Annotated in this window: 24 protein-coding genes; 11 read left to right on the forward strand and 13 right to left on the reverse strand. The window is 46.9% G+C overall.

Annotation, left to right across the window (positions count from 1 at the left end; genetic code table 11):
• Positions 1-20 precede the first annotated feature (20 nt).
• The gene (gene fba / locus BCF55_RS06215) at positions 21-947 is read left to right on the forward strand and encodes a class II fructose-1,6-bisphosphate aldolase (protein WP_121011557.1); all 927 of its coding nucleotides are present in this window, start codon (positions 21-23) and stop codon (positions 945-947) included.
• Here fba and BCF55_RS06220 read toward each other — a convergent pair.
• Positions 924-1,421, reverse strand: coding sequence for a c-type cytochrome (locus BCF55_RS06220; protein ID WP_121013164.1), 498 nt, complete (start codon positions 1,419-1,421; stop codon positions 924-926). The two genes, fba and BCF55_RS06220, sit on opposite strands and share 24 nt — an antisense overlap.
• 50 nt (positions 1,422-1,471) lie before the next feature.
• Here BCF55_RS06220 and BCF55_RS06225 point away from each other — a divergent pair, with 50 nt between their 5' ends.
• Entirely contained in the window at positions 1,472-1,993 is a 522-nt protein-coding gene (locus BCF55_RS06225) for a P-loop nucleotide/nucleoside kinase family protein (RefSeq protein ID WP_121011560.1), read from the forward strand.
• Here BCF55_RS06225 and murG read toward each other — a convergent pair.
• Positions 1,964-3,016 (reverse strand): undecaprenyldiphospho-muramoylpentapeptide beta-N-acetylglucosaminyltransferase, encoded by a 1,053-nt coding sequence (gene murG, locus BCF55_RS06230; RefSeq protein WP_170144764.1) that lies wholly within the window; start codon positions 3,014-3,016, stop codon positions 1,964-1,966. The genes BCF55_RS06225 and murG overlap by 30 nt on opposite strands.
• 31 nt (positions 3,017-3,047) lie before the next feature.
• On the opposite strand from murG, the gene BCF55_RS06235 reads away from it, so the two are divergent.
• The 5 genes from BCF55_RS06235 to BCF55_RS06255 all read left to right on the forward strand — a co-directional run bounded on the left by BCF55_RS06235 (position 3,048) and on the right by BCF55_RS06255 (position 6,342).
• On the forward strand, positions 3,048-3,299 hold the full coding sequence (locus BCF55_RS06235) for a c-type cytochrome (protein WP_121011566.1): 252 nt from the start codon (positions 3,048-3,050) through the stop codon (positions 3,297-3,299).
• Positions 3,300-3,319: 20 nt separating this feature from the next.
• Positions 3,320-3,973 carry a DUF202 domain-containing protein gene (locus BCF55_RS06240; RefSeq protein ID WP_121011569.1) on the forward strand — a complete coding sequence of 218 codons (654 nt, stop codon included), beginning with the start codon at positions 3,320-3,322 and terminating at the stop codon, positions 3,971-3,973.
• Positions 3,974-4,035: 62 nt separating this feature from the next.
• Positions 4,036-4,398, forward strand: a complete 363-nt coding sequence (dksA, locus tag BCF55_RS06245; RefSeq protein WP_121011572.1) for an RNA polymerase-binding protein DksA — start codon at positions 4,036-4,038, stop codon at positions 4,396-4,398.
• The gene (locus tag BCF55_RS06250) at positions 4,391-5,611 is read left to right on the forward strand and encodes an aminotransferase class I/II-fold pyridoxal phosphate-dependent enzyme (RefSeq protein WP_121011575.1); all 1,221 of its coding nucleotides are present in this window, start codon (positions 4,391-4,393) and stop codon (positions 5,609-5,611) included. Before dksA ends, BCF55_RS06250 begins: the two co-directional genes overlap by 8 nt.
• Entirely contained in the window at positions 5,608-6,342 is a 735-nt protein-coding gene (locus BCF55_RS06255; protein ID WP_121011578.1) for an aminotransferase class IV, read from the forward strand. Before BCF55_RS06250 ends, BCF55_RS06255 begins: the two co-directional genes overlap by 4 nt.
• 5 nt (positions 6,343-6,347) lie before the next feature.
• Here the strand turns inward: BCF55_RS06255 and BCF55_RS06260 are convergent, their stop codons facing one another.
• The 7 genes from BCF55_RS06260 to BCF55_RS06290 form a co-directional block, all read right to left on the reverse strand.
• A complete protein-coding gene (locus tag BCF55_RS06260) occupies positions 6,348-7,010 on the reverse strand; it encodes a phosphoribosyltransferase (protein WP_121011581.1) in 663 nt (220 codons plus the stop codon).
• Positions 7,007-7,360, reverse strand: a complete 354-nt coding sequence (locus tag BCF55_RS06265; RefSeq protein ID WP_121011585.1) for a hypothetical protein — start codon at positions 7,358-7,360, stop codon at positions 7,007-7,009. The genes BCF55_RS06260 and BCF55_RS06265 overlap by 4 nt, the downstream gene beginning before the upstream one ends.
• Positions 7,361-7,438: 78 nt before the next feature.
• On the reverse strand, positions 7,439-7,900 hold the full coding sequence (locus tag BCF55_RS06270) for a TIGR00725 family protein (RefSeq protein ID WP_121011588.1): 462 nt from the start codon (positions 7,898-7,900) through the stop codon (positions 7,439-7,441).
• Between the two features lies 1 nt (position 7,901).
• The gene (gene aspS / locus BCF55_RS06275; protein WP_121011591.1) at positions 7,902-9,713 is read right to left on the reverse strand and encodes an aspartate--tRNA ligase; all 1,812 of its coding nucleotides are present in this window, start codon (positions 9,711-9,713) and stop codon (positions 7,902-7,904) included.
• A 61-nt stretch (positions 9,714-9,774) separates the two neighbouring features.
• The gene (locus BCF55_RS06280; protein WP_121011594.1) at positions 9,775-10,089 is read right to left on the reverse strand and encodes a c-type cytochrome; all 315 of its coding nucleotides are present in this window, start codon (positions 10,087-10,089) and stop codon (positions 9,775-9,777) included.
• Between the two features lie 44 nt (positions 10,090-10,133).
• A complete protein-coding gene (locus tag BCF55_RS06285; RefSeq protein WP_121011597.1) occupies positions 10,134-10,802 on the reverse strand; it encodes an SDR family NAD(P)-dependent oxidoreductase in 669 nt (222 codons plus the stop codon).
• Positions 10,799-11,143 carry a hypothetical protein gene (locus BCF55_RS06290; RefSeq protein WP_170144765.1) on the reverse strand — a complete coding sequence of 115 codons (345 nt, stop codon included), beginning with the start codon at positions 11,141-11,143 and terminating at the stop codon, positions 10,799-10,801. Before BCF55_RS06290 ends, BCF55_RS06285 begins: the two co-directional genes overlap by 4 nt.
• A gap of 50 nt (positions 11,144-11,193) precedes the next feature.
• On the opposite strand from BCF55_RS06290, the gene BCF55_RS06295 reads away from it, so the two are divergent.
• The gene (locus BCF55_RS06295; RefSeq protein ID WP_121011603.1) at positions 11,194-11,883 is read left to right on the forward strand and encodes a rhomboid family intramembrane serine protease; all 690 of its coding nucleotides are present in this window, start codon (positions 11,194-11,196) and stop codon (positions 11,881-11,883) included.
• Positions 11,883-13,613, forward strand: coding sequence for a bifunctional 3'-5' exonuclease/DNA polymerase (locus BCF55_RS06300; protein WP_121011606.1), 1,731 nt, complete (start codon positions 11,883-11,885; stop codon positions 13,611-13,613). The genes BCF55_RS06295 and BCF55_RS06300 overlap by 1 nt, the downstream gene beginning before the upstream one ends.
• On the opposite strand, the gene tgt is transcribed toward BCF55_RS06300, so the two are convergent.
• On the reverse strand, positions 13,610-14,740 hold the full coding sequence (tgt, locus tag BCF55_RS06305; protein ID WP_121011609.1) for a tRNA guanosine(34) transglycosylase Tgt: 1,131 nt from the start codon (positions 14,738-14,740) through the stop codon (positions 13,610-13,612). The genes BCF55_RS06300 and tgt overlap by 4 nt on opposite strands.
• Before the next feature lie 40 nt (positions 14,741-14,780).
• Here tgt and BCF55_RS06310 point away from each other — a divergent pair, with 40 nt between their 5' ends.
• Positions 14,781-15,674, forward strand: a complete 894-nt coding sequence (locus BCF55_RS06310; RefSeq protein ID WP_121011612.1) for a dienelactone hydrolase family protein — start codon at positions 14,781-14,783, stop codon at positions 15,672-15,674.
• A 116-nt stretch (positions 15,675-15,790) separates the two neighbouring features.
• Entirely contained in the window at positions 15,791-16,006 is a 216-nt protein-coding gene (locus BCF55_RS06315; RefSeq protein ID WP_121011617.1) for a cold-shock protein, read from the forward strand.
• Here the strand turns inward: BCF55_RS06315 and BCF55_RS06320 are convergent.
• The 3 genes from BCF55_RS06320 to BCF55_RS06330 are packed head-to-tail and all read right to left on the reverse strand — an operon-like array spanning position 16,000 to position 20,114.
• The gene (locus BCF55_RS06320; RefSeq protein ID WP_121011620.1) at positions 16,000-16,854 is read right to left on the reverse strand and encodes a DUF58 domain-containing protein; all 855 of its coding nucleotides are present in this window, start codon (positions 16,852-16,854) and stop codon (positions 16,000-16,002) included. The genes BCF55_RS06315 and BCF55_RS06320 overlap by 7 nt on opposite strands.
• Positions 16,851-17,828: an ABC transporter permease gene (locus BCF55_RS06325; protein WP_121011623.1), complete on the reverse strand. Its 978-nt coding sequence runs from the start codon at positions 17,826-17,828 to the stop codon at positions 16,851-16,853. Before BCF55_RS06325 ends, BCF55_RS06320 begins: the two co-directional genes overlap by 4 nt.
• A gap of 21 nt (positions 17,829-17,849) precedes the next feature.
• Entirely contained in the window at positions 17,850-20,114 is a 2,265-nt protein-coding gene (locus tag BCF55_RS06330) for a DEAD/DEAH box helicase (RefSeq protein ID WP_121011626.1), read from the reverse strand.
• Between the last annotated feature and the right edge of the window lie 7 nt (positions 20,115-20,121).

A 20,121-nucleotide genomic window follows, 5' to 3' on the forward strand; every position in this document is an offset into this window, starting at 1 on the left:
AAAAAACTTAAAATTAAGGTATGCCTCTCGTGTCGGGGAAACTTCTATTTGAGAGGGCTAATGAATTCGGCTTTGCAGTTGGTGCTTTTAACTTCAACAATATGGAGTTCCTAAAGGCTATCCTTGAGGCTGCTCAGGAAGAGGAAGCCCCGGTCTTTCTCCAAACTACAGAAAGTGCCATAGGATACGCCGGGATAGAGTTCCTTGCAGGTATGGTCCATGCGGTAAAGGACTCTTACAAGGTTCCCTTCGCCCTTCACCTTGACCATGGCAGGAGTGTGGAAAGTGTCTTGCTCGCGATTAGGTACGGATACACATCGGTGATGATAGATTATTCGGACAAACCTTACAAGGAAAACCTTGAAGTCACAAGGAAGGTTGTCTCCCTGTGTTCTCCACTGGGCATATCAGTTGAAGCCGAGCTTGGAAGGCTTGTTGGTAGGGAGGATGAGGTGGAGAGTGTGGAGGAAGTTTTAGTAGACCCGGAGCAGGCTAAGGAATTTGCCCTGGGCACTGGCATAGACGCCCTCGCACCGGCAATAGGAACAGCCCACGGAGCTTTTAAGTTTAAAGGGGAGCCAAGACTTGATTTTGAAAGGCTTAGAAGGGTGAAAGAGAGAACCAACCTTCCCTTAGTTCTTCACGGAGCTTCTGGCGTTTACTATGAATATGTGAACGAGATAAACATGTACGGCGGAGAACTGAAAGGTGCCAGGGGCGTGCCTGACGATGATGTAAGAAGAGCTATTGAACTCGGCATAAACAAGGTAAACACCGATACAGACCTGAGACTTGCCTTCATATCAACATTGAGAAGGATGATGAGTGAAGAAAGACGAAACGTTGACCCAAGAAAGTTCCTAAAACCTGCCATGGAAGAGGTAAAGGAGGTTGTCAAGAGGAGGATTCGCCTTTACGGAAGCTCAGGGAAGGCTTCTCTTTTCTGATTGCACTCTTCTTTGAAGTTCCTTTACCCTTTTGAAAAAGTCATCCCATACGTCACTGTATCTGTAATACATCCACTTGGCAACGGCTTCCCTTTCTTCCTCGGACATTCCCTGACCTATGGGTGGCATGGTTCCAAAGAATAGGTAAGCTGCAGGTTTACAAACACCTTTTACCCTTGAAGGGTGTGTTATATAGTCGTTTACAAACTGTACAAACTCAAGCTCAGTGGGATAGAACTCCTTAATCCTCGCGGAGACAAGGTTCATAGGAGGGGCATCTATGTTTTCTGGCTTCTGACCATTCAAGACGTTAAGACGAGCTTTCAGGAAGTCCCACAGGGTTGCCTGTTCCATATGGCATATAGAACAGTTGTTCTTGTAAACTTCGTAACCTTTCTCCAGGTCTTGCTTTGAGATCTCCTGCGGAAAGGAGAAGCTTACCAATAACAGGAATAAGTAAATAAGTATATTCATATTTTCTAATATATGAAATCCTGAGCCTTTAGTCAATTAAAATCCTCCTTATGAGGGAAGTTGTTGTAGTTTTTGGGCTTTCAGGTTCAGGAAAATCTTTTGTCTCAAGGATACTCCATGAGGAATTCGGATACGAGTGGTTGAGGAGTGATGTGATAAGGAAGGAGCTTATGGGTATGAAACCGGAGGAGGAGGCTAAGGCTGAGTTCGGAAAAGGTATATATACGGAGGACATAACCAGAAAGGTTTACGAAGAGCTTGTAAGAAGGGCAAAAGAGCTTTTGTCTGAAGGTAAGAGGGTGGTTCTTGATGCAACCTTCTTAAAGAGGTGGCAACGGGAGCTTGTGAAGGAGAACTTTAAAAACCCCCTCTTCATACTTGCAACGGCAGGTGACAGTGAGATAAGGAAAAGGCTCTCTGGCAGAAAAGACGTTTCAGATGCAGATTACAGGATATACCTAAAACAGAAACAAGTCTTTGAGCCACCCGAGGAAATTCCCTATATCCCGCTCAGCACAGAAAGAAGACGAGATGAGCTCAGGTCAGTCCTTGAGAACCTGGTCAAGGATTAACTCCGTTGCCTTTGGATTTGCAAAGGCTCCTATGGAATTCCTCATTCTCTTGAGGTTTGCAAACACTCTATCCACAAAGGCGATCAGCTTTTCAAGGTTCACCTCTTCCTGCCGCACTACGAATCCACCCCCAAGGTCTTCTATCTCTTTAGCGTTGTAATACTGGTGGTCTCCAGCTGCGTGAGGGAAAGGAATGAAGACTGCAGGAACCTTAAAGAGAGACAGTTCAGTCACAGTCCCAGCACCAGCCCGGCAAACGGCAACGTCTGACGCCGAGTATATAAGTCCCATATCAGTCCTGAAGGGGAAAACCTTCACCTTTTCAAGCTTAGTTGACAGCTCAAGAGTTCTCTCATAATCTTGCTCACCGGATAGTATCAAGACCTGTACCCCAGTCTTTCTGGCGAAGTCAATCCCTAACGTGTTAAGAAACCTCGCCCCTTGACTTCCTCCCATAAACAGGACCAAGGGGGACTTGGATTCAAAACCTAAAGCTTCCTTTGCGTTACCCTTTTCCATACTGAACTCTAAAAGCTCCCTTCTCACGGGCACTCCAGTCTTGACCACATGCTCTCCCCTGAAGAACCTCCTTGTATACTCAAAGGTTATGAAGACACTTCGGGCGAAGGGATAAAAGCTCCTATTGGTCATACTGGGCACGGAGTTCTGCTCATGGAGGAACAGTGCTCTCCTTTTAAAAAGGGTTAAAACACCCACCGGTACACTGGCGTAACCTCCGAATATCAGGGAACGAAAATCCCCACCTACCACACGCCTGAGCTCCATAAAACCTCTTACGTAACTAAGGAGGGCTCTCAGCTTATATTTAACGGAGACACCTCTGTAAGGGTAAATCTCCAAGAAGAGCTTTTCAGAGGGTATCTGGGATTCAAGCTTCTTTTCTATGCCCCTCTGAGCTCCAACGTAAAGCAGGTTTAGCTTTCTTTCCTTTGCAGACCTCAAAACTTCAAGAGCCGGGAAGAAGTGCCCTCCGGTACCTCCACCTGAAACAACCAAACGCATAGGCATAAATTCTAAAGGAAGGAGGTGAGTTATGGTTGCGATAATAACCCTTTTATTCTTGATAAACGCCGCCTTTGCTGTACATGAAGGGGAAATCCTGTTCAAGAATCACTGCATAAAGTGTCACGCTCAGGACAGCAAGAAGCCCTTGAAGTACCTCAGGCAGAAGTTTCAAAATAACCCAGAGGGTGTAATCCAGCTCGCTAAGAGGTGTCCGTGGGGGCAGGGACTCTCGGATATGGAGGTAAAGCTGATAGCGGAGTGGTTGTCGGGGAGTAAATAAGGAATTTATAATATAAGATAATGCTTATAGCAAAGCATCTTCCTTCCGCAAAGGACGCCCGAATATACATGTCCGTGGAAAGAACCTACCTGGGTTACATTAGGTTCTCCCTTTATACCCTCTCCTTCGGCGTGTTTCTGAGGAAGCTGGAGATACTTTCGGACTTCAAGCAGGTTATACACGTTTCCGTGCTGATAGACTTTCTCGCTAAGGCTTCTGCAGTCATTGGAGTTATTCTCATAGTGACCGGTCTTTTGACCTTTTACCTGGACTTAAAATACCTTGATGGAGGTGTTGAAGTGTCGCCCAAGGAAACCACGGACCCAAGGATATACATGGCTTCAGAGAGGACCTTCCTCGCCTGGATAAGGACAGCTATAGCACTGATAGTTTTTGGTTTCGTGATAGAAAAATTTGAGTTCTTCCTGAAGCAGCTAAAGGAGGTTTTTAACTTCCCCATAAAGGGAAACCATGACAGTTTGATAGGCATAGGGCTATTCATAATAATCGTGGGTCTTTTGACCCTTGCTCTTGGAACCCTTAACTTCTACAGGACGATAAGGCAGGTTGACGAGGGTAGATACAGGACCCACACCTGGCTCTACAAGGCATATGGACTCATAATATTCTTAGCCTGTCTGGTTCTTACCTTCCACATCTTGAGGGTGATATAACTTCCGGAGTGTTGTTCAGAGGAGCTGAAGCTATATACTAATTATATTAAGAGAGGTATAAATTGAAACATTTGACCGAGGAACAGGTAAAGGAGCTCAGGGAAAGTCTCCTCAAGATGAGGGAGAAGCTGATAGAATCTGCCCAGGAGCAGATAAGAGACCCTTCAAACGTCACCTTTGAGGGTGGAGACGAGATAGACAGAGCAGACCTTGAAGAGGAGAGGTATCTGACCTTCAGGATAAAGGGAAGGGAGGCAAAGCTGATACACAAGATAGACTATGCCCTCATGAGGATAGAATCGGGAACCTACGGTATATGTGAGAACTGCGGCGCTCAGATTCCTTACGAGAGGTTAAAGGCAAGACCTGTGACCACGATGTGTATTGAGTGTAAGGAGCTTGAGGAGGAATACGAGAATGACTGACAAAGAGATGGAGTGGGCTTTTCCAAGGATAAAGAGACTCCCCCCTTACGTGTTCGCTGTTGTGAATGAGCTCAAACACAAGCTTAGGAGAGAGGGAGAGGACATTATAGACCTGGGCATGGGGAATCCAACGACCCCTCCAGCCCCCCATATAATAGACAAGCTCTGCGAGGTTGCCAAGCGTCCTAATGTCCATGGTTACTCAGCTTCAAAAGGTATCCCCAGACTGAGAAAGGCTATATGTGATTTCTATGAAAGGAGGTTTGGAGTAAAACTAAACCCAGAGAAGGAAGCGATTATGACCATAGGAGCCAAAGAGGGCTACTCACACCTTATACTTGCAATGATAACTCCAGGAGACTCAATCTTAGTTCCTAACCCCACTTACCCGATACACTACTACGCACCCATAATAGCCGGGGGTGAGGTGAGAACCATCCCGTTGATATTTGGGGACGATGAAGATCCCCAGGAGGGTTTTTTGAGAAGGCTATATCAAACCGTAAAAGAGTCTATGCCGTCGCCAAAGGCAGTTGTTGTGAGCTTTCCCCACAATCCCACAACAATATGTGTTGAGAGAGAATTCTTCAAAGAGCTGGTTGGGTTTGCAAGAGAAAAGGGCATGTGGATAATCCACGACTTCGCTTACGCGGACATATCCTTTGACGGCTACAAGCCCCCCTCTATCCTTGAAATAGAAGGGGCAAAGGACGTAGCTGTTGAGCTTTATTCTATGTCAAAGGGTTTCTCAATGGCAGGCTGGAGGATAGCCTTTGCCCTTGGCAACGAAAGGATAATAAGGAACCTTGCCCATCTTAAAAGCTATCTTGACTACGGTGTATTTACCCCTATTCAGGTTGCAGCGGTTATAGCCTTAGACAGCCCTTACGAGATAGTTGAGAAAAACGCCAAAATTTATCAGCAGAGGAGAGATGTCCTCGTTGAGGGGCTTAGAAGTGCGGGTTGGGAAGTAGAAAAGCCAAAGGGCTCCATGTTCGTATGGGCAAAGATACCCGAATGGGTGGGCATGAACTCCCTGGACTTCTCCATGTTCCTGCTCAGGGAGGCAAAGGTTGCGGTCTCCCCCGGGATAGGTTTCGGAGAGTATGGTGAGGGGTACGTAAGGTTTGCCCTGGTTGAAAATGAACTCAGGATAAAACAGGCAATAAGGGGTATAAGGAGAGCCTTCAGAAAGCTCCAGGCAAAGGTATGAACAGGACCCTTTACTTCGGAGAAGGGCTCTTTGAGACTATAAAGTGGTTTGGTGAAAACGAGAAGCTCAAGCTCCACTACGAGAGACTTAAAACCTCCGCAGATTTTTTAGGGTTACCCTGCCCAAGTTATGAGGAGTTCCTGGCTTACATAAAGACCGTAGTGGGGGAAGATTCGGGGCTTTACGTCAAGTTTCTTCTTCTATCAAAGGGGAGCAGTTATTACGTAGACAAACCCGAAAGTTATGAGGTGAGGGTGCTGGTCCGAGAACCTTCTCCACCGCCCAAAAGTGTGGAGCTTGCCCTGTCTTCCTTTAGAAGACATTCCCAGAATCCTGTGTTTAGACACAAAACCACCTCTTACCTTTTTAACGTTTTAGTTAGGAGGGAAGCCAAGGAAAAGGGCGCCTTTGACTGTATAGTACTCAACGAGAGAGAAGAGTTAACAGAGTGCTCAGCGTCAAACCTGATACTTTTGAAAGGGAAAAGGTTTTACACTCCAGACAGGGAGAGCGGACTTCTATGGGGCACGACTCTGGAGTATTTGATAAGGAAGGGGGTAGATATACGGGAGAAGTCCTTAAAAGTTAAGGAGCTATCTGAGGCGGATTCGGTCTTTATAACAAACTCTCTAATGGGTGTTGTCCCGGTGAGGAAGTTTTTGGAGAGAGAGTTTACCGTCAATGAGAGCCTTTGCAAAGAGCTTAACAGCTTACTGGAACCTTCAGGGTGAGGAGCTCATCTCGGCTCCCAAAGTCCAGCCTCCTTAGCCTTCTCTATATAGCTCAGGGTTTCCTCATCCGATAATTGATGGAAATCCTTGTAAAACATACCCACAGCAAAACTCATCTCAGACGAGGAGTGATAGCAAATGAACTCATCCGCGTATCCCATGAACCTCTTTGCCGTTCCCTTTGGACACACAGGCACCGCAACTATAACTCTCTTGGCACCCCTCTTCTTGGCGAACCCTGCGCTCGCGACTGCGGTGTAGCCGGTAGCAACTCCATCGTCCACAACTATAACCTCTCTACCCGAGAGCTCTGGATATCCGTTGGGGAGAAACTTACGTTCCCTCTCTTTGAGCTCCTCCAGCTCTTTCTTGGCTATGCTTTCTATAGTTTTTTCATCAAGCTTTGCGTAACTTACCAGTTCCTGATCTAAATAAGTCTCTCCATCGGAATCTATGGCTCCAAAGCCTGCCTCCTCATTCCATGGCAGACCAAGCTTTCTGACCACAACTATGCTCATAGGTATCTGGAGCTTCTGGGAAACAGAGTAGGCTATAGGTATCCCGCCCCTGGGGATCGCAAGGATTATGGGTCTATCGTCAGGATGTATCTTATCTCTAAGAGCTTCAGCCAGTAAACTCCCTGCTTCCTCTCTGCTTTCAAAGATCATACCAACTTCTCAAAGAGAGAATTTATGCTGTCAAGTTTCCTGTAAGCTTGCATAACAACATAACTCAGCTGGTCACCCTCCGCTATGGAGAGGTCGTAAAGTATTGAGCTTACATCTTTCAACACCTGATAAAGGGTTGTGTAAAGTTCTTCTCCGAGCTTTTTACTAGGGTTGGGTATCTCCTTGTAAACTTCTAACACCGTATCGCTTATTCCCTTGAGATGCTGGGCAAGGGAAAGTATCTCAAAATCGTTTCTGTATATGTCAACTACATCGTTGTATCTCTCCTCAATCTCGGAGAACATAGTATTAAAGAGCATCTGTTCCAAAAAGCCTATTTCTTGATTCATAAAACTCCTCCGTTCCCTTAATAATTTCGTCATAGAAAGGGAATATTTCAAGCTGTTATTAATCAGTAATTTTTAATATCAATTGCCCGCGGTAGTTTTAAAGAACTCATCTACCTTCCCCAAGATTTCTTCCTTTGTACGTGCAAAATCCACACCTTCTATACCGTGGGTTTTGTATCCAACTATATACTTTCCCAGGATGAGAGCGTAGGCTATCTCCGAGAGAGTTCCCCAATGACCACCTATGGCGATCACCATCTCACCAGAAGCCACGACTATCGGGTTCCTGTTCCAGCCCATACCTGTATTTATCTTTATATCAACGTAAGGGTTTGCTTCATTCCCCTCGTAAGAAGGCATTATACCTATCGTAATGCCTCCCTCCTCCTTGGCTCCTCGGCACACAGCTTCCATCACCCCGGTCCTCCCACCACACACCACAGCTAAACCCCTCTTAGCCAGCTCTTTGCCAACCTCATAGGCTATCTGATACTCCTCCTCTGTAGAGTTAGAAGACCCGATTACAGCCACAACCCTCATGCTACTCCATAACCTTTATGTGAACCTCTTTCAGCTGTTTTGGTGTCACATAATCGGGAGCGGACGTGAGCATGCATATCCCCTTCTGGGTTTTCGGGAAGGCTATCACATCTCTTATGGATTCAAGCCCCCTCATTAAAGCCACGAGTCTGTCCAGACCGAAGGCTAACCCTCCATGGGGAGGCGCCCCAAACTTGAGAGCCTCAAGCAGAAAGCCGAACTTCTCCTGAGCTTCTACCTCACCTATGCCCAAAAGCTTAAATATCAGTCCCTGAAGGTCTGTCCTGTGAATACGGATTGAGCCGCCACCTACCTCTTCACCATTTATAACAAGGTCGTAAGCCCTAGCCCTGACAGAATGAACAAGCGCCTTCTTTTCTGCAAGGTCCTGGACCTTTACAGCCTCTTCAAGCTTTGGAATGTCTTCCTCTACCGGAGCGGTAAAGGGGTGGTGAAGGGAAAGGAATCTACCTTCCGTCTCATCCCATTCCATAAGGGGAAAGTCCACAACCCAGAGGACATCCCATTTACTCTTATCTACAAGCCCGTATGTCTTTGCAAGCTCAAGCCTAAGAGCTCCGAGTATCTTGTAGACCATCTCCTTAGTATCTGCCGAAAAGAATATAACGTCCCCTTCCTCAGCATTGACACGCCTAAGGAGGTTGTCGGTCTCCTGCTGGGAAAAGAACTTGACTATGGGCGATACGAGTTTTCCTTGCTCTACCTTTATCCAAGCAAGCCCCTTAGCACCGAGCTTCTGGACAAAGAGCGTTAGGTTGTCTATCTCCTTCCTTGATAGGTTGCTCCCTTTGAAGTTTATAGCCTTTATTACCCCTCCTTTATCAAGCACACTTCTGAAAACCTTAAATTCTGTATTCCCGAATATGTCAGAGAGCTCTATAAGCTCAAGACCAAACCTCCTGTCAGGCTTATCTGTACCGTAACGCTCCATGGCTTCCCGATAGGAAACCCTCTCAAAGGGGGTCTTCAGCTCAACACCCAGAAGCTCCTTAAAGAGTCTAACCACCAGCCTCTCAGCAATGTCCATAACTTCTTCTTCTCTCACAAAGGACATCTCATAATCTATCTGGGTAAACTCCGGCTGTCGGTCTGCCCTCAAGTCCTCGTCACGGAAGCACTTAACTATCTGGAAGTACCTGTCAAAACCGGAAATCATAAGTATCTGTTTGAACAGTTGAGGAGATTGGGGAAGGGCGTAAAATTTGCCTGGGTGTAACCTAGAAGGAACTATAAAATCCCGGGCACCCTCAGGAGTGGATTTGGTGAGGAAAGGGGTCTCTATCTCAATAAAACCCTCCTCTTCAAAAAACCTTCTCGTAGTCTGGTAAAACCTGTGCCTAAAGAGCATGTTCTGGCTCATGGAGAACCTTCTCAGGTCTATATACCTGTACCTGAGCTTGAGCTCTTCAGAAACATGGGTTTCCTCCTCTACCGGGAACGGGGGAACTTCAGACGTATTGAAGACCTTTATATCGCTCGCAAAGACCTCCACATATCCTGTTCTCAGCTTTGGGTTCTCTGTACCTTCTGGTCTCTTCCTAACCTTACCCACTACACCTATAACCCACTCGGGTTTAACCCTGTCCGCCTTCTCATAGGCTTTCGGGTTGGTTTTTTCCTCAATCACAACCTGGACTATACCTTCACGGTCCCTCAGGTCTATGAAGACAACGCCGCCGTGGTTCCTGACCCTGTGAACCCAACCGCACAGTCTGAGCTCCCTATCCACATCCTCTAAGGAGACTTCTCCACAGTATTTGTCCCTCTTGAAGTTTCCGAAGTCCTCTATCATGGAGGAATATTATAGGAGGTATTGGGTATTGAAGGGGGACGTGAGAGTCCCCCTGGCGGTTTTACTTGTGGCTGAGAATGAAATCGGCGAGAGCCTTGAGCTGGTCTTCGGGAAGGTTCTTAACCATGGTGAGCTGAGCCTTCATTATGGCTTCTTTCGCCGGGTCAACTATGGCAGGTGCTTCACCTTTCAGAAATTTAACAAGCTCACCTTCCTTACCTGCATAAGCCTGAGCTATCTTTTTAAGTCCGGGTCCAACGGTATCGGCTGCAGGTTGGTGGCAGGATGCACATCCCTTGGATTTGAATATGGCTGCACCATCAGCGGCAAAAGTCATTCCTCCAGCGATAAGCATTACTGCGAGTAGTTTCCTCATATTCGCACCTCCGTTTAAGGAAATTCTAATAATATGATAGCACATCAGAGGTATTCCCATACGTCCACATCGCTGCCTGAGGGTTTCCTTATCCCACCTGTTGCCACCTTAAAAATCACCTTTGCCACCTTTTCCGGGTGTACTCCACTGTAACCCGTCATTCTGGTAGCGGTCATCCCTGGATTCACCGCGTACACCTTTATGCCCCTCTCCTCCTCAGCAAGAGCCTGTGTAAAACCCCTCACACCGAACTTGGTAGCGCAGTAAGTGGTGAGCTCGGAAAAGCCTGTCTTGCCTGCACCGCTCCCTATGTTTATCACCATTTCCTTCACGTAGGGTAGTGCTGTTTTTGTAAGTTTTATCAGACCCTCAAGGTTGACCCTTATCTGGGTCTCTATCTCAAGGAAGCTCTGTTCCCTGAGGGGTTTCCAGGCAAGGACACCGGCGTTGTTTATCAGTATGTCTATGTTTCCATACCGCGAAGCGGTCTCTTTAACACAACTCATTATACTTTCGTTATCCAGAAGGTTCAGGTAAAGTAAGGTCGCACTCTGGGCTCCGAGTTCAAGGCATTTCTCCAGGGTCTTTTCCCCTTCCTCTTTGTCCCTGTAGTAAGTAAGCACAACGTTTGCCCCGGCTCTTGCAAACTCGTAGGCTGTGTACCTACCTATACCTACGCTTGAACCTGTTATCAGAACTACCTTACCCTTCAACTCTTCTCTTCAATTGGAGTACACCTGTTGACGTCTCCAAAGCACTCAGGGCAGAGGTCAAAAAATACAAGGAGACCCAAACCTCCAAGCATCATGTTTACCTGCGTTACCACGAGGTTTTCCTGTCTGTCAGGGAGTATCTGGTAGTTTTCCAGCTCCTTTCCGCATCCGGTTTTGTTCTCCGCATCTCCGAGTTTATGAAACTGGAACACGATTCGTTTCGTCCTCCTGCACTTCATCCACTTAGGACTAAGGTCAAGGATGACGAAGTTTATCTGAAGGTTCTCATCGGCAAGCTTTGCCTTCTGCATAAGCTTCTTAACCTTTTCCGGGTCAGTCATTGTTATACCTCCGCTCTGTAGTATTATATGTGTTCACAGAGGATGCAAAAATGATACCGATTAGAGACATAAACCCCTCAAGAACTTTCCCAGCCATGAACGTCACCATAATAGTCTTGTGCTCTATCGCCTGGCTTTACGAGTGGGGTTTGTCCCAGAAGGTGATAATAACTATACAGGGTCAGGTGAACGCCCTTGAGGTCTTCATAAGAGAGTTTGGTCTGGTACCGGCAAAAGTTCTTGAAAAACCCTATACACTGCTTACCCACATGTTCCTACACGGTGGCTGGTTCCACATTATCGGAAACATGTGGTTTTTGTGGGTTTTTGGGGACAACGTTGAGGACAGGTTAGGTAAGTTCAGATATCTGCTATTTTATCTAAGCGCAGGTTTATCCGCCGCACTGGTTCAGACCCTTATAAGTCTCCTTTTTGGAGGGGGGCACGTACCGATGGTTGGTGCGAGTGGTGCAGTCAGCGGTATCCTGGGAGCCTATATAAGACTTTTCCCCCACGCAAGGATACTTGCACTGGTTCCTGTTTTCTTCTTTATGACCTTTATGGAGCTTCCCGCAGCGGTATTCATAGGACTATGGTTCTTCATACAGCTTGTGAATGGTTTTGTATCCCTTCCCCTGGTAGGAATAGGAGGGGTAGCCTGGTGGGCTCACATAGGGGGGTTCCTCGCTGGATACTTTTTAATTGATAAGTTCCTTGGAAGGCGTAGATATTATTATTAATGAAGTATGAATACGTTACGGAAAGAGGGTCTCTGGTTAGAGCTCTATCCAACCTTGAGAACAGTCCCTATGTATTTCTGGATACGGAAACAGCGGGAAACAGGATAAGGCTCTTCCAACTGGGAAACGAGGAGAGCATATTTGTAATTGACCTCTTTGACCTGCCAGAAGCCGTTGAACTTATCAGGGAACTCATATCAAGGAAAGGTATCGTGGGACACAACCTCAAGTTTGACCTCAAGTTCATGTATCCTTTGGAAATTATCCCTTACGCTACCTTTGACACCATGATAGGTAGTTTTCTGTTAGGTTACGAAAGGCACTCCCTGAGCTATGTAGCAGAAAGGTTACTTGGATATACACTGGATAAATCCTTACAGCTCTCCGACTGGTCAAGAACGAACCTCACAAAGCAACAGATTGAGTACGCGGCGACCGACGTCCTCATAGTGAGAGAGCTCTTTGCAAAGATGAAGGAAAGACTCAACTCTATAGGAGGTACCGACAGAGGGGAGGAGCTGTTAAACACAAGAACAGCCCGTGTGTTCGGTCTTACAAATCCGGTAACCATAGTTGAGATGGCTTTTGTACAAGAGGTAGCAAAGCTTGAGCTGAGCGGCATACCTGTTGATGAAGAGGAGATAGAGAGGCTTTCCAGAGAGTTTGAAAAGAAGCTCCAGAGGTTAATAATGGACTTTTACATAAAGTACCGTATTGACCCTATGTCCCCTAAGCAGATAGGGAACTTTCTTACCAGGAGGCTTGGACTCAGCCTTCCAGAGACCCAAAAAGGGAACCTGTCAACGGACGATAAAACCCTCGCTGAGTTCTCCCACAAGAGGGAAGTTGGAGAGATACTTGAGATAAGAAGAATAAAGAAAGCCCTTGACAAGTTGAAGGAGTTGAGTGGCTACATAAGTAAAGGGAGGGTTTATCCTGACTTCAAGCAAATAGGGGCTGTAACCGGCAGGATGTCAAGTTCAAATCCTAACGTTCAGAATATACCAAGGGATATGAGGAGCCTCTTCAAGGCAGAGGAGGGTAACCTCTTTGTTATAGCGGATTTCTCTCAGATTGAGCTAAGGATAGCTGCGGAGTACGTTGGCGATGAGAGTATGTTAAGAGCCTTCCGTGAAGGGAAAGACCTTCACAGGTACACAGCAAGCCTCGTTCTTGAAAAACCGGAGGAGGAGATATCCAAGGAGGAGAGACAGCTTGCAAAGGCTATGAACTTTGGTTTGATATACGGGATATCTGCAAGAGGTCTATCTGAATACGCAAGGAGCAGTTATGGGGTTAATCTTGAACTGGATGCAGCTGACGTCTTCAGACAGAAGTTCTTCAAGTTCTTTCACGCCTTTAAGGAGTGGCACGACAGGGTGAAAAGGGAGCTAAAGGAAAACAAAGAGGTGACGGGAACGACCCTGCTGGGAAGGTCTTACAGGGCAACCACCTTCACCGATGCGGTCAACTATCCCATCCAGGGAACAGGGGCTGACCTGCTGAAGCTTGCAGTTCTGATGTTTGATGTTGAAATGCGTAAGAAAGGTCTGGAGGGGCGGGTTGTAAACCTGGTACACGACGAGATAGTCGTTGAGTGCCCTGAAGATTCAGCCCAAGAGGTGAAAAAAGCCCTTGAGCATGCGATGGTTCAGGCTGGACACATAGTCCTAAAAAATGTTCCTGTTGAAGCTGAAAGCGTTGTAAACGAGAGGTGGGTAAAGGGCTAAAGCTTTCTTGTCACCCTCTCAAGGATGTCCCTCCTGTAACTCTCAAACTTGCCTACTTCAATGGCGGTTCTAATATCTTCCATTAGTCTCAGATAAAAACGTAGGTTATGAATAGTGTTTAAAACGTAAGAGCTTATCTCCTCAGCCACAAAGAGGTGTCTCAGATAGGCTTTGGTGAAGTTCCTGCAGGTGTAACAGTCACAGTTAGGGTCAAGGGGAGAAAAGTCCTTCTTGAATTTCTCATGCCTTATGTTCACGATACCCAGAGAGGTAAAGAGGGTACCCGTCCTGGCGTTCCTGGTCGGGACAACACAATCAAACATGTCCACGCCGGCTGCCACAGCGTTAATAATATCCTCGGGTTTTCCAACTCCCATTAGGTAGCGAGGTTTGTCTGCCGGCAGGTATTCACAAACCAGTTCTGTCATTGAGTACATGATCTCCTTAGGTTCACCCACCGAAAGACCACCTATGGCGTATCCGGGAAGCTCCCTTTCCACAGTCCTCTTAGCCGCTTCAACCCTTAGGTCCTCAAAGAAAGCTCCCTGAACTATACCAAAGAGAGACTGCTCCTCTCTGCTCTTTGCCTTTATGCTTCTGTCAAGCCAGCTCAGAGTCCTCTCCAAAGCTTTTCTTGCGTACTCTTTGTCAACTGGGTATTCAACACATTCATCAAGGGGCATTATTATGTCCGAGCCGAAGGCTTCCTGAATCTGAACGACCCTCTCGGGTGTAAAAAAGTGGAGGTCTCCAGCGAGATGGTCCCTAAACTCAACCCCTTCATCGCTCACCCTTACCTTGGATTTTCTGTCTCCGAACCTCCCCTGCGCAAGGGAGAAGACCTGATAACCGCCGCTGTCGGTCAGTATCGGTTTGTCCCAGGATATGAACCTGTGAAGTCCTCCCGCCCCGGTAATCACGTCCAAGCCAGGTCTTAGGTAAAGATGGTACGTGTTCCCAAGGATTATCTGGGCTCCAATCTCTTCAAGGAGCCTGTGGGTCATCGCCTTAACGGTTCCCTGAGTTCCAACGGGCATAAAGACCGGGGTATCTATCTCCCCGTGAGAGGTCTTCAGCTTCCCCCTACGTGCCTTGCCGTCCCTGGTTATAACCTTAAAATCAAACATAGGTGGTATATTTTATTACTCAAAGAGAGGAGGGTGAGCCATGAAACTGTTGGTTTTTCTTTTATCGGTATTCTTCTCCGTATCCTGGGCTGATGAGTTCATAGAAAACATGATAAAGAAGCTTGATGAAAGGGGGGACAAAGCCTGGTGGTGGGATGAGAGGTGGTGGAACGATGGATACATAGAGCCTCCTAAGAATTATCAGGTTGAGGTTAACTGGGTTACCGTAAAGAACGGAGAGGTTGAGATTCCCGTGATGGTAGCCAGACCCAGAGAGAAAGGTAAGTTTCCGGGCGTTCTCTTCCTTCATGGAAGAAGGGGTTTAGATGAGTTATTCCAGCTCCACGCCAAAAGACTGGCGGCGAGAGGCTTCATTGTTGTAGCACCAGACCTTTACACGGGAAGGTTTATAGAGAAGTTTCCAATTGAGCACGACCCAGTGGTTGAAGAGGACGCCAACAAGGTGCTGGACTATGCCCTATCAAGGGAAGATATAGAGCCTAAAAAGGTCTGCGTTTACGGGCTTACAAGGGGAGGTTTTTACTCCCTCAGGCTTCTCGTGGCAAAGAACAGGCAGGTTAGGGACATAGCTTGCTGGGTTGGATACTATCCTCACCTGCAGGACCCAAACAGACCAGAACCCATGCAGGTTTACAGGTATCACGAAGATATAGAGAAGGTTACAGTTCCCGTAATGTTCTTCGTTGGAAGCGAGGAGCAGTATCAGCGGCTTAGACCAGCTCTTATGGCGATTGACTACCTGAAGAGCCATGGGAGAGAGGCATATATAGTCGTTTACCCAGGAGTTGGAAGGGGCTTTGACTTCAGGGATGGGAACAGAAGAAGGTTTGCCGATGACCTTGCCTCAAAGGACGCTATAGTGAGAGCGGCAAAGTTCATGGAAAAAAACCTTAAAGTTAAAGAAAGTCCTTGACTTATATAGAGCCTTAATCTATATTGTTCAGTGAACTTGGAGCCTAACGATAGGGGAGGGCGCCTTACCCTTTCGCGGTTTCAGGTTCAAAGAAATTTTTAGGAGGTTTTAGTTCCATGGGTCTCACAGGCACAGTTAAGTGGTTTAGCAAGGACAAAGGATACGGGTTTATCACCCGTGACGACAACGAGGGCGATGTTTTCGTCCACTTCACAGCCATCCAGAGAGAAGGCTTCAAGACCCTTGAGCAGGGTCAAAGAGTGGAGTTTGAGATTGAAGAAGACGCAAAGGGTCCAAGAGCCAAGAACGTCGTAATCTTAAACGGTCAGTAAAGAGCAAGCTCTCTAAGTATGTGAAGTTTTTGGAGGTTCCCCCTCTCCGGGGGAACTTCTTTATCACCTAATTTCAAACCCACCGGATAACCCAGTCTGATTAGCTCAATTGTAAGGTAAGCGAGTTTTGATAACCTTGTTTCTATGTCTCCCTCAACCATATCAAGGGTAAGCACAACAGGTTCTTTCTCCTCGTCAAGCATCTCTCTAACCAGCAGTTCATCCTTCTTAGCACTCAACTTCCAGTGAATGAGCTTTATAGGTTCGCCCGCATACTCCCTTATGCTCTTGAGTTCTTCATAGCCTTTGGTAAGAAAAGGATAGGGAGAGTGTCCCTCCATTGACGAACCTGAGCTCAATATGCGAAGGGAAGTTACGATAGGAGCAGGAAAGACCACAATCGGAACGTCCAGGGATATATCCATAGACCTTACAAACATACCGAGTGGGAAATCGGAGCTGAGGGTGAGCCTAACCCTATCAACTCTTCCCCGCTTTTCAAATAGAAAACCTAAATGTGTCTCCCTTTCCCTTCTGTCTACAATCGGGAACAGTGTCTCGTCTATTCCGGAGGAGACCCTTATCAAAAAGGAAGGAATAACACTGCTCTTTCTAGCGATAACCCTGAAGGATGCTCTCCTGTGGGCATAAATTTCTGGTGGTGGGATGAGGCGGACTTCTATGTTTTTAAGGTTTATTATTGAGCTAATACCAGATGTGAGCATAAGGGCAAGCATTGATGAGACAAGTATGTAAAGAAGGTTATTGCCCGTGTTTGCTGCAGCAACTCCTAAAAACACAGTTATCCCTATGAATATAGCCCCGGACCTCTTTACCTTAACCTTCATCTCTTCTTTATCAAATTGTCTCCCAGTATATTGAAGGCAAGTATCGTTAAGAATATAGCCATGCCTGGAGAAAGCATCCAGGGGAAAGAGGAGAGTATGTTCGTATTCCTGACCTCTGAGAGCATGTTTCCCCAGCTTGGTTCTGGTTCCTGTATGCCCAGACCCAGAAGACTCAAAGCAGCTTCGCCGAGTATGTAAGCAGGTATAGAAAGGGTAGCAGATACAATGAGGTAGTAATAGGTGTTTGGAAGGATATGTTTTCTGAGTATTCGGAAAGTTCCAGCACCGTAAGTTTTAGCTGCTAATACAAACTCCCTCTCTCTTATGGATAGGACCATACCCCTTACAACCCTTGCAAGTCCAGCCCAACCCAGGAGAGACAGAATGAAAACGATCATCAGAAATATCTGTCCACTGGAAAGTTCCAATGGGAATACAGCTCTCAGGGAGAGAAGTAGGTAGAAGGTCGGTATGGACATGAGAATTTCAACAAGTCTCATCGTAAGGGAGTCTATCCTTCCCCCGAAGTATCCAGAGATTCCTCCCACGATTGCGCCTATGAAGAAGGTCACCAATGTACCTATTATCCCCACACCGAGAGAGTACCTCGCTCCGTAAAGGAGTCTTGAGAATACGTCCCTACCCAGCTTATCACCTCCAAGCAGGTAGAGCTTACAGGGCTTTTCAACGCTTACGAGCTTAAAACCGAACTCCGTCTTTGATAAGAACCTCAGCCTACAGGATATACTTTCATTCTCCCTGTACACTTTAAACAATGGGTCCTGCAGCTCATAGAGATTAACGTAAGGTAAGGTGAGCCTTCCTTCCTTCACGATATGTACCCTTGTAGGAGGATGGTAAGGAGACTTCCTATTCTGAAGGTCGTAAGGATATGGAGCTATAAAGTCCGCAAGCAGGGCAGACAGGAAGAGCAAAATGATAAGTGTAAGAGAGAATTTGACCCCTGCGTTCATAGTCTGTTATTGATTATATCCTTACCCAAGTACCCTGCTCAGCAAGCTCTCTTTTTTCATAGAAAGAGCCTCCGGACCTAAGGAGAAAAGCCCAAAGGTTCTGAGTATGCGGTCATCTATAAGGACTCCTTCCCTGTTCCCCTCAAGCCTTTTGATAACCTGCTTCACCTCTATCTCCACTCTCCTCACGTCTCCATGGTACCGGTCTCTTTCAAGTATATCAGCGAGCCTTCTCTCAAGTCCTCCCTCAACGGCATTTAAATTCTCAATGAAATCCTTTGTCTTTCCACCTATGGGCGGTGGCTGTAAAGCCTCTTCCCGTATGAGCCTCTTCAAAAGGTTAGCCCTTATATGCCCTATCCCCTTTATACCTCCTAAGGAGCTGTACTCTTCCGTGAGTCCGTACTTCACCGAGTGGGCTATCCGGAGTATCTCTTCGTTTGACCAATCCAAGTCCCCAAAGCTCCTTATATCAAGGAGAATTCTCAGGAGGTGCAAGGCATCCGTCCCAAGATAGGAGAACTCACCGGGTGGGTTCTGAATATTCCTGTACTTAAAGGTCAGCCCTTCTATGTAGAAGAGAAACTGGTCCGTGTTGTCCGCAAAGCACTCACCACCGCAGGGTGCAAGCTTACTCCTTATGTAAAACTCATCTTCGGGGAAACTCTCTCCCCTCTTGACGAACTCGTACAAACCATCAAAACGCTTCACGAAGAGCAAAGGTCTGACAACTGTAAGCTTATCAAGCCTCAGAAGTTTCCTCCTCAGGAACTCTTCGTAGTTTATCGGGGACATACCTGACCTTATACAGAAGAGCGCTTTGTCTGATAACCTGTTGTTCTCTATGTACCCCCTTTCCTCAAGCCACTCATAAATATCATCTATCATGGGGTCTCTTGAATACTCTTTCAGGGAGAAGGTTCTCTTTAGGAAGTTTCTAAACTTCTTCCCCTCATACAGAAAGCCTATGAGAACAAATAAACTCAAAACCTTCTCAAGTTCCTCACTGAGCTCGCCTTCCTCAACCTGTTTCTTCATGTAGGGGGTGAATTCGCCCTCAAGGCTTTTCCGTAACTCTTCCTCAAGGGTGTGGGGTTTTGCCCCGTAAGGGAGGAGGTAGGAGTATCCCTTTTCCTTTATTCCAAGCCTTCCCGCTCTGCCTTCCATCTGGAGTATATCAAGCTGACTCGGAAATACCTTTATCTTCCCTTCCCTTCTGTCATAGAAGGCTCTCACACCTATCATAACGGTGTCGGCAGGAAGGTTTACCCCGTAGGCTAAGGTGTGGGTAGCCACCAGCACAGGGAGTTCCCCTTTCCTGAAGGCTCTCTCTATCTCCTCCCTCTCCTCCTTGGGTATGTCAGCGTTGTGAAAGGCAAGCTCCACCTCTTCACGCTCCTCCTTGTCAAAGGGGACGGTCTCGTTCATAACCCCTATCTTCTCCCTGTTGGCAAGTTCAAGAACCTTCCAACCAACGTTCTTCTTGTGGACGAAGAGTATAACCTGCTCGTCTGGCTTCTTTAGTTCGTAGAGGGCAGTCAGAAGCTTAGCTGCGAGCCTCTCATCCTGCTCCTTTACCTTTACAAATTCCCTGAACTCGGTTAGAGGTATGACCTTTCTTTCAAGGGGCACAGGCCTCCAGAAGGATTCTATGAAAAGCTCAGCCTTTATCCACTTAGCAAGGCTCACACTCCCGGGGAGAGTTGCAGAGAGTCCAAGGAGTTCAACTCCCCTCTCCAGAAGGTGAGTGATTATCTCCTCAAGAACCCAACCCCGTGAACCCATGAGGTGGTGAACCTCATCTATAACTATGCTCCCAGCCTCCATAACCCACTGGAGCTTGTTCCTCAAAGCAAGGGCTAAGTTCTCGTAGGTTGCTACAACGACTTCCGAGCGGCTCGTTTTATAGAGTTCAATTATGTCCCCCGTTCTGACATCAACCCTTTCACCGAACAAACCTTTGAGCTCAAGGGCTTTCTCATATACAAGGGATTTTGTAGGAGCCGTATAGACCTTCTTCCCCTTTTTTCCCTTCATAAAGGCAAAGGCTATCAGGCTCTTTCCTGCCGAGGTGGGAGCTGTCACAAGGGCGTTGCCTTTTCTGTATTTTTTGAAGAAGAGTGTCTGGATAGGGTTAAGAAACTTGAAGGGGACCCTTTCATCAAGGGTTCTCCCCTCCACAAGCTCCTCCCTTATGGGTTTGCCCGCAGGGGTTTTGTAAAGTAGCATTCCACCCGGAGGGTCTATGCTGAACTCGGAGCTCTCAAGGACAAGGTAGTGTTTCATACAGAGG

This window comes from Hydrogenivirga caldilitoris (genome assembly GCF_003664005.1).
In the GTDB taxonomy this organism is placed as follows: Bacteria; Aquificota; Aquificia; order Aquificales; family Aquificaceae; genus Hydrogenivirga; species Hydrogenivirga caldilitoris.

Coding starts and splice junctions, on each gene's coding strand:
- fba (WP_121011557.1), top strand. CDS start 21: ATGCCTCTCGTGTCGGGGAAACTTCTATTTGAGAGGGCTAATGAATTC.
- BCF55_RS06220 (WP_121013164.1), bottom strand. CDS start 1,421: ATGAATATACTTATTTACTTATTCCTGTTATTGGTAAGCTTCTCCTTT.
- BCF55_RS06225 (WP_121011560.1), top strand. CDS start 1,472: ATGAGGGAAGTTGTTGTAGTTTTTGGGCTTTCAGGTTCAGGAAAATCT.
- murG (WP_170144764.1), bottom strand. CDS start 3,016: ATGCGTTTGGTTGTTTCAGGTGGAGGTACCGGAGGGCACTTCTTCCCG.
- BCF55_RS06235 (WP_121011566.1), top strand. CDS start 3,048: ATGGTTGCGATAATAACCCTTTTATTCTTGATAAACGCCGCCTTTGCT.
- BCF55_RS06240 (WP_121011569.1), top strand. CDS start 3,320: ATGCTTATAGCAAAGCATCTTCCTTCCGCAAAGGACGCCCGAATATAC.
- BCF55_RS06250 (WP_121011575.1), top strand. CDS start 4,391: ATGACTGACAAAGAGATGGAGTGGGCTTTTCCAAGGATAAAGAGACTC.
- BCF55_RS06255 (WP_121011578.1), top strand. CDS start 5,608: ATGAACAGGACCCTTTACTTCGGAGAAGGGCTCTTTGAGACTATAAAG.
- BCF55_RS06260 (WP_121011581.1), bottom strand. CDS start 7,010: ATGATCTTTGAAAGCAGAGAGGAAGCAGGGAGTTTACTGGCTGAAGCT.
- BCF55_RS06265 (WP_121011585.1), bottom strand. CDS start 7,360: ATGAATCAAGAAATAGGCTTTTTGGAACAGATGCTCTTTAATACTATG.
- BCF55_RS06270 (WP_121011588.1), bottom strand. CDS start 7,900: ATGAGGGTTGTGGCTGTAATCGGGTCTTCTAACTCTACAGAGGAGGAG.
- aspS (WP_121011591.1), bottom strand. CDS start 9,713: ATGATAGAGGACTTCGGAAACTTCAAGAGGGACAAATACTGTGGAGAA.
- BCF55_RS06280 (WP_121011594.1), bottom strand. CDS start 10,089: ATGAGGAAACTACTCGCAGTAATGCTTATCGCTGGAGGAATGACTTTT.
- BCF55_RS06290 (WP_170144765.1), bottom strand. CDS start 11,143: ATGACTGACCCGGAAAAGGTTAAGAAGCTTATGCAGAAGGCAAAGCTT.
- BCF55_RS06295 (WP_121011603.1), top strand. CDS start 11,194: ATGATACCGATTAGAGACATAAACCCCTCAAGAACTTTCCCAGCCATG.
- BCF55_RS06300 (WP_121011606.1), top strand. CDS start 11,883: ATGAAGTATGAATACGTTACGGAAAGAGGGTCTCTGGTTAGAGCTCTA.
- tgt (WP_121011609.1), bottom strand. CDS start 14,740: ATGTTTGATTTTAAGGTTATAACCAGGGACGGCAAGGCACGTAGGGGG.
- BCF55_RS06310 (WP_121011612.1), top strand. CDS start 14,781: ATGAAACTGTTGGTTTTTCTTTTATCGGTATTCTTCTCCGTATCCTGG.
- BCF55_RS06315 (WP_121011617.1), top strand. CDS start 15,791: ATGGGTCTCACAGGCACAGTTAAGTGGTTTAGCAAGGACAAAGGATAC.
- BCF55_RS06320 (WP_121011620.1), bottom strand. CDS start 16,854: ATGAAGGTTAAGGTAAAGAGGTCCGGGGCTATATTCATAGGGATAACT.
- BCF55_RS06325 (WP_121011623.1), bottom strand. CDS start 17,828: ATGAACGCAGGGGTCAAATTCTCTCTTACACTTATCATTTTGCTCTTC.
- BCF55_RS06330 (WP_121011626.1), bottom strand. CDS start 20,114: ATGAAACACTACCTTGTCCTTGAGAGCTCCGAGTTCAGCATAGACCCT.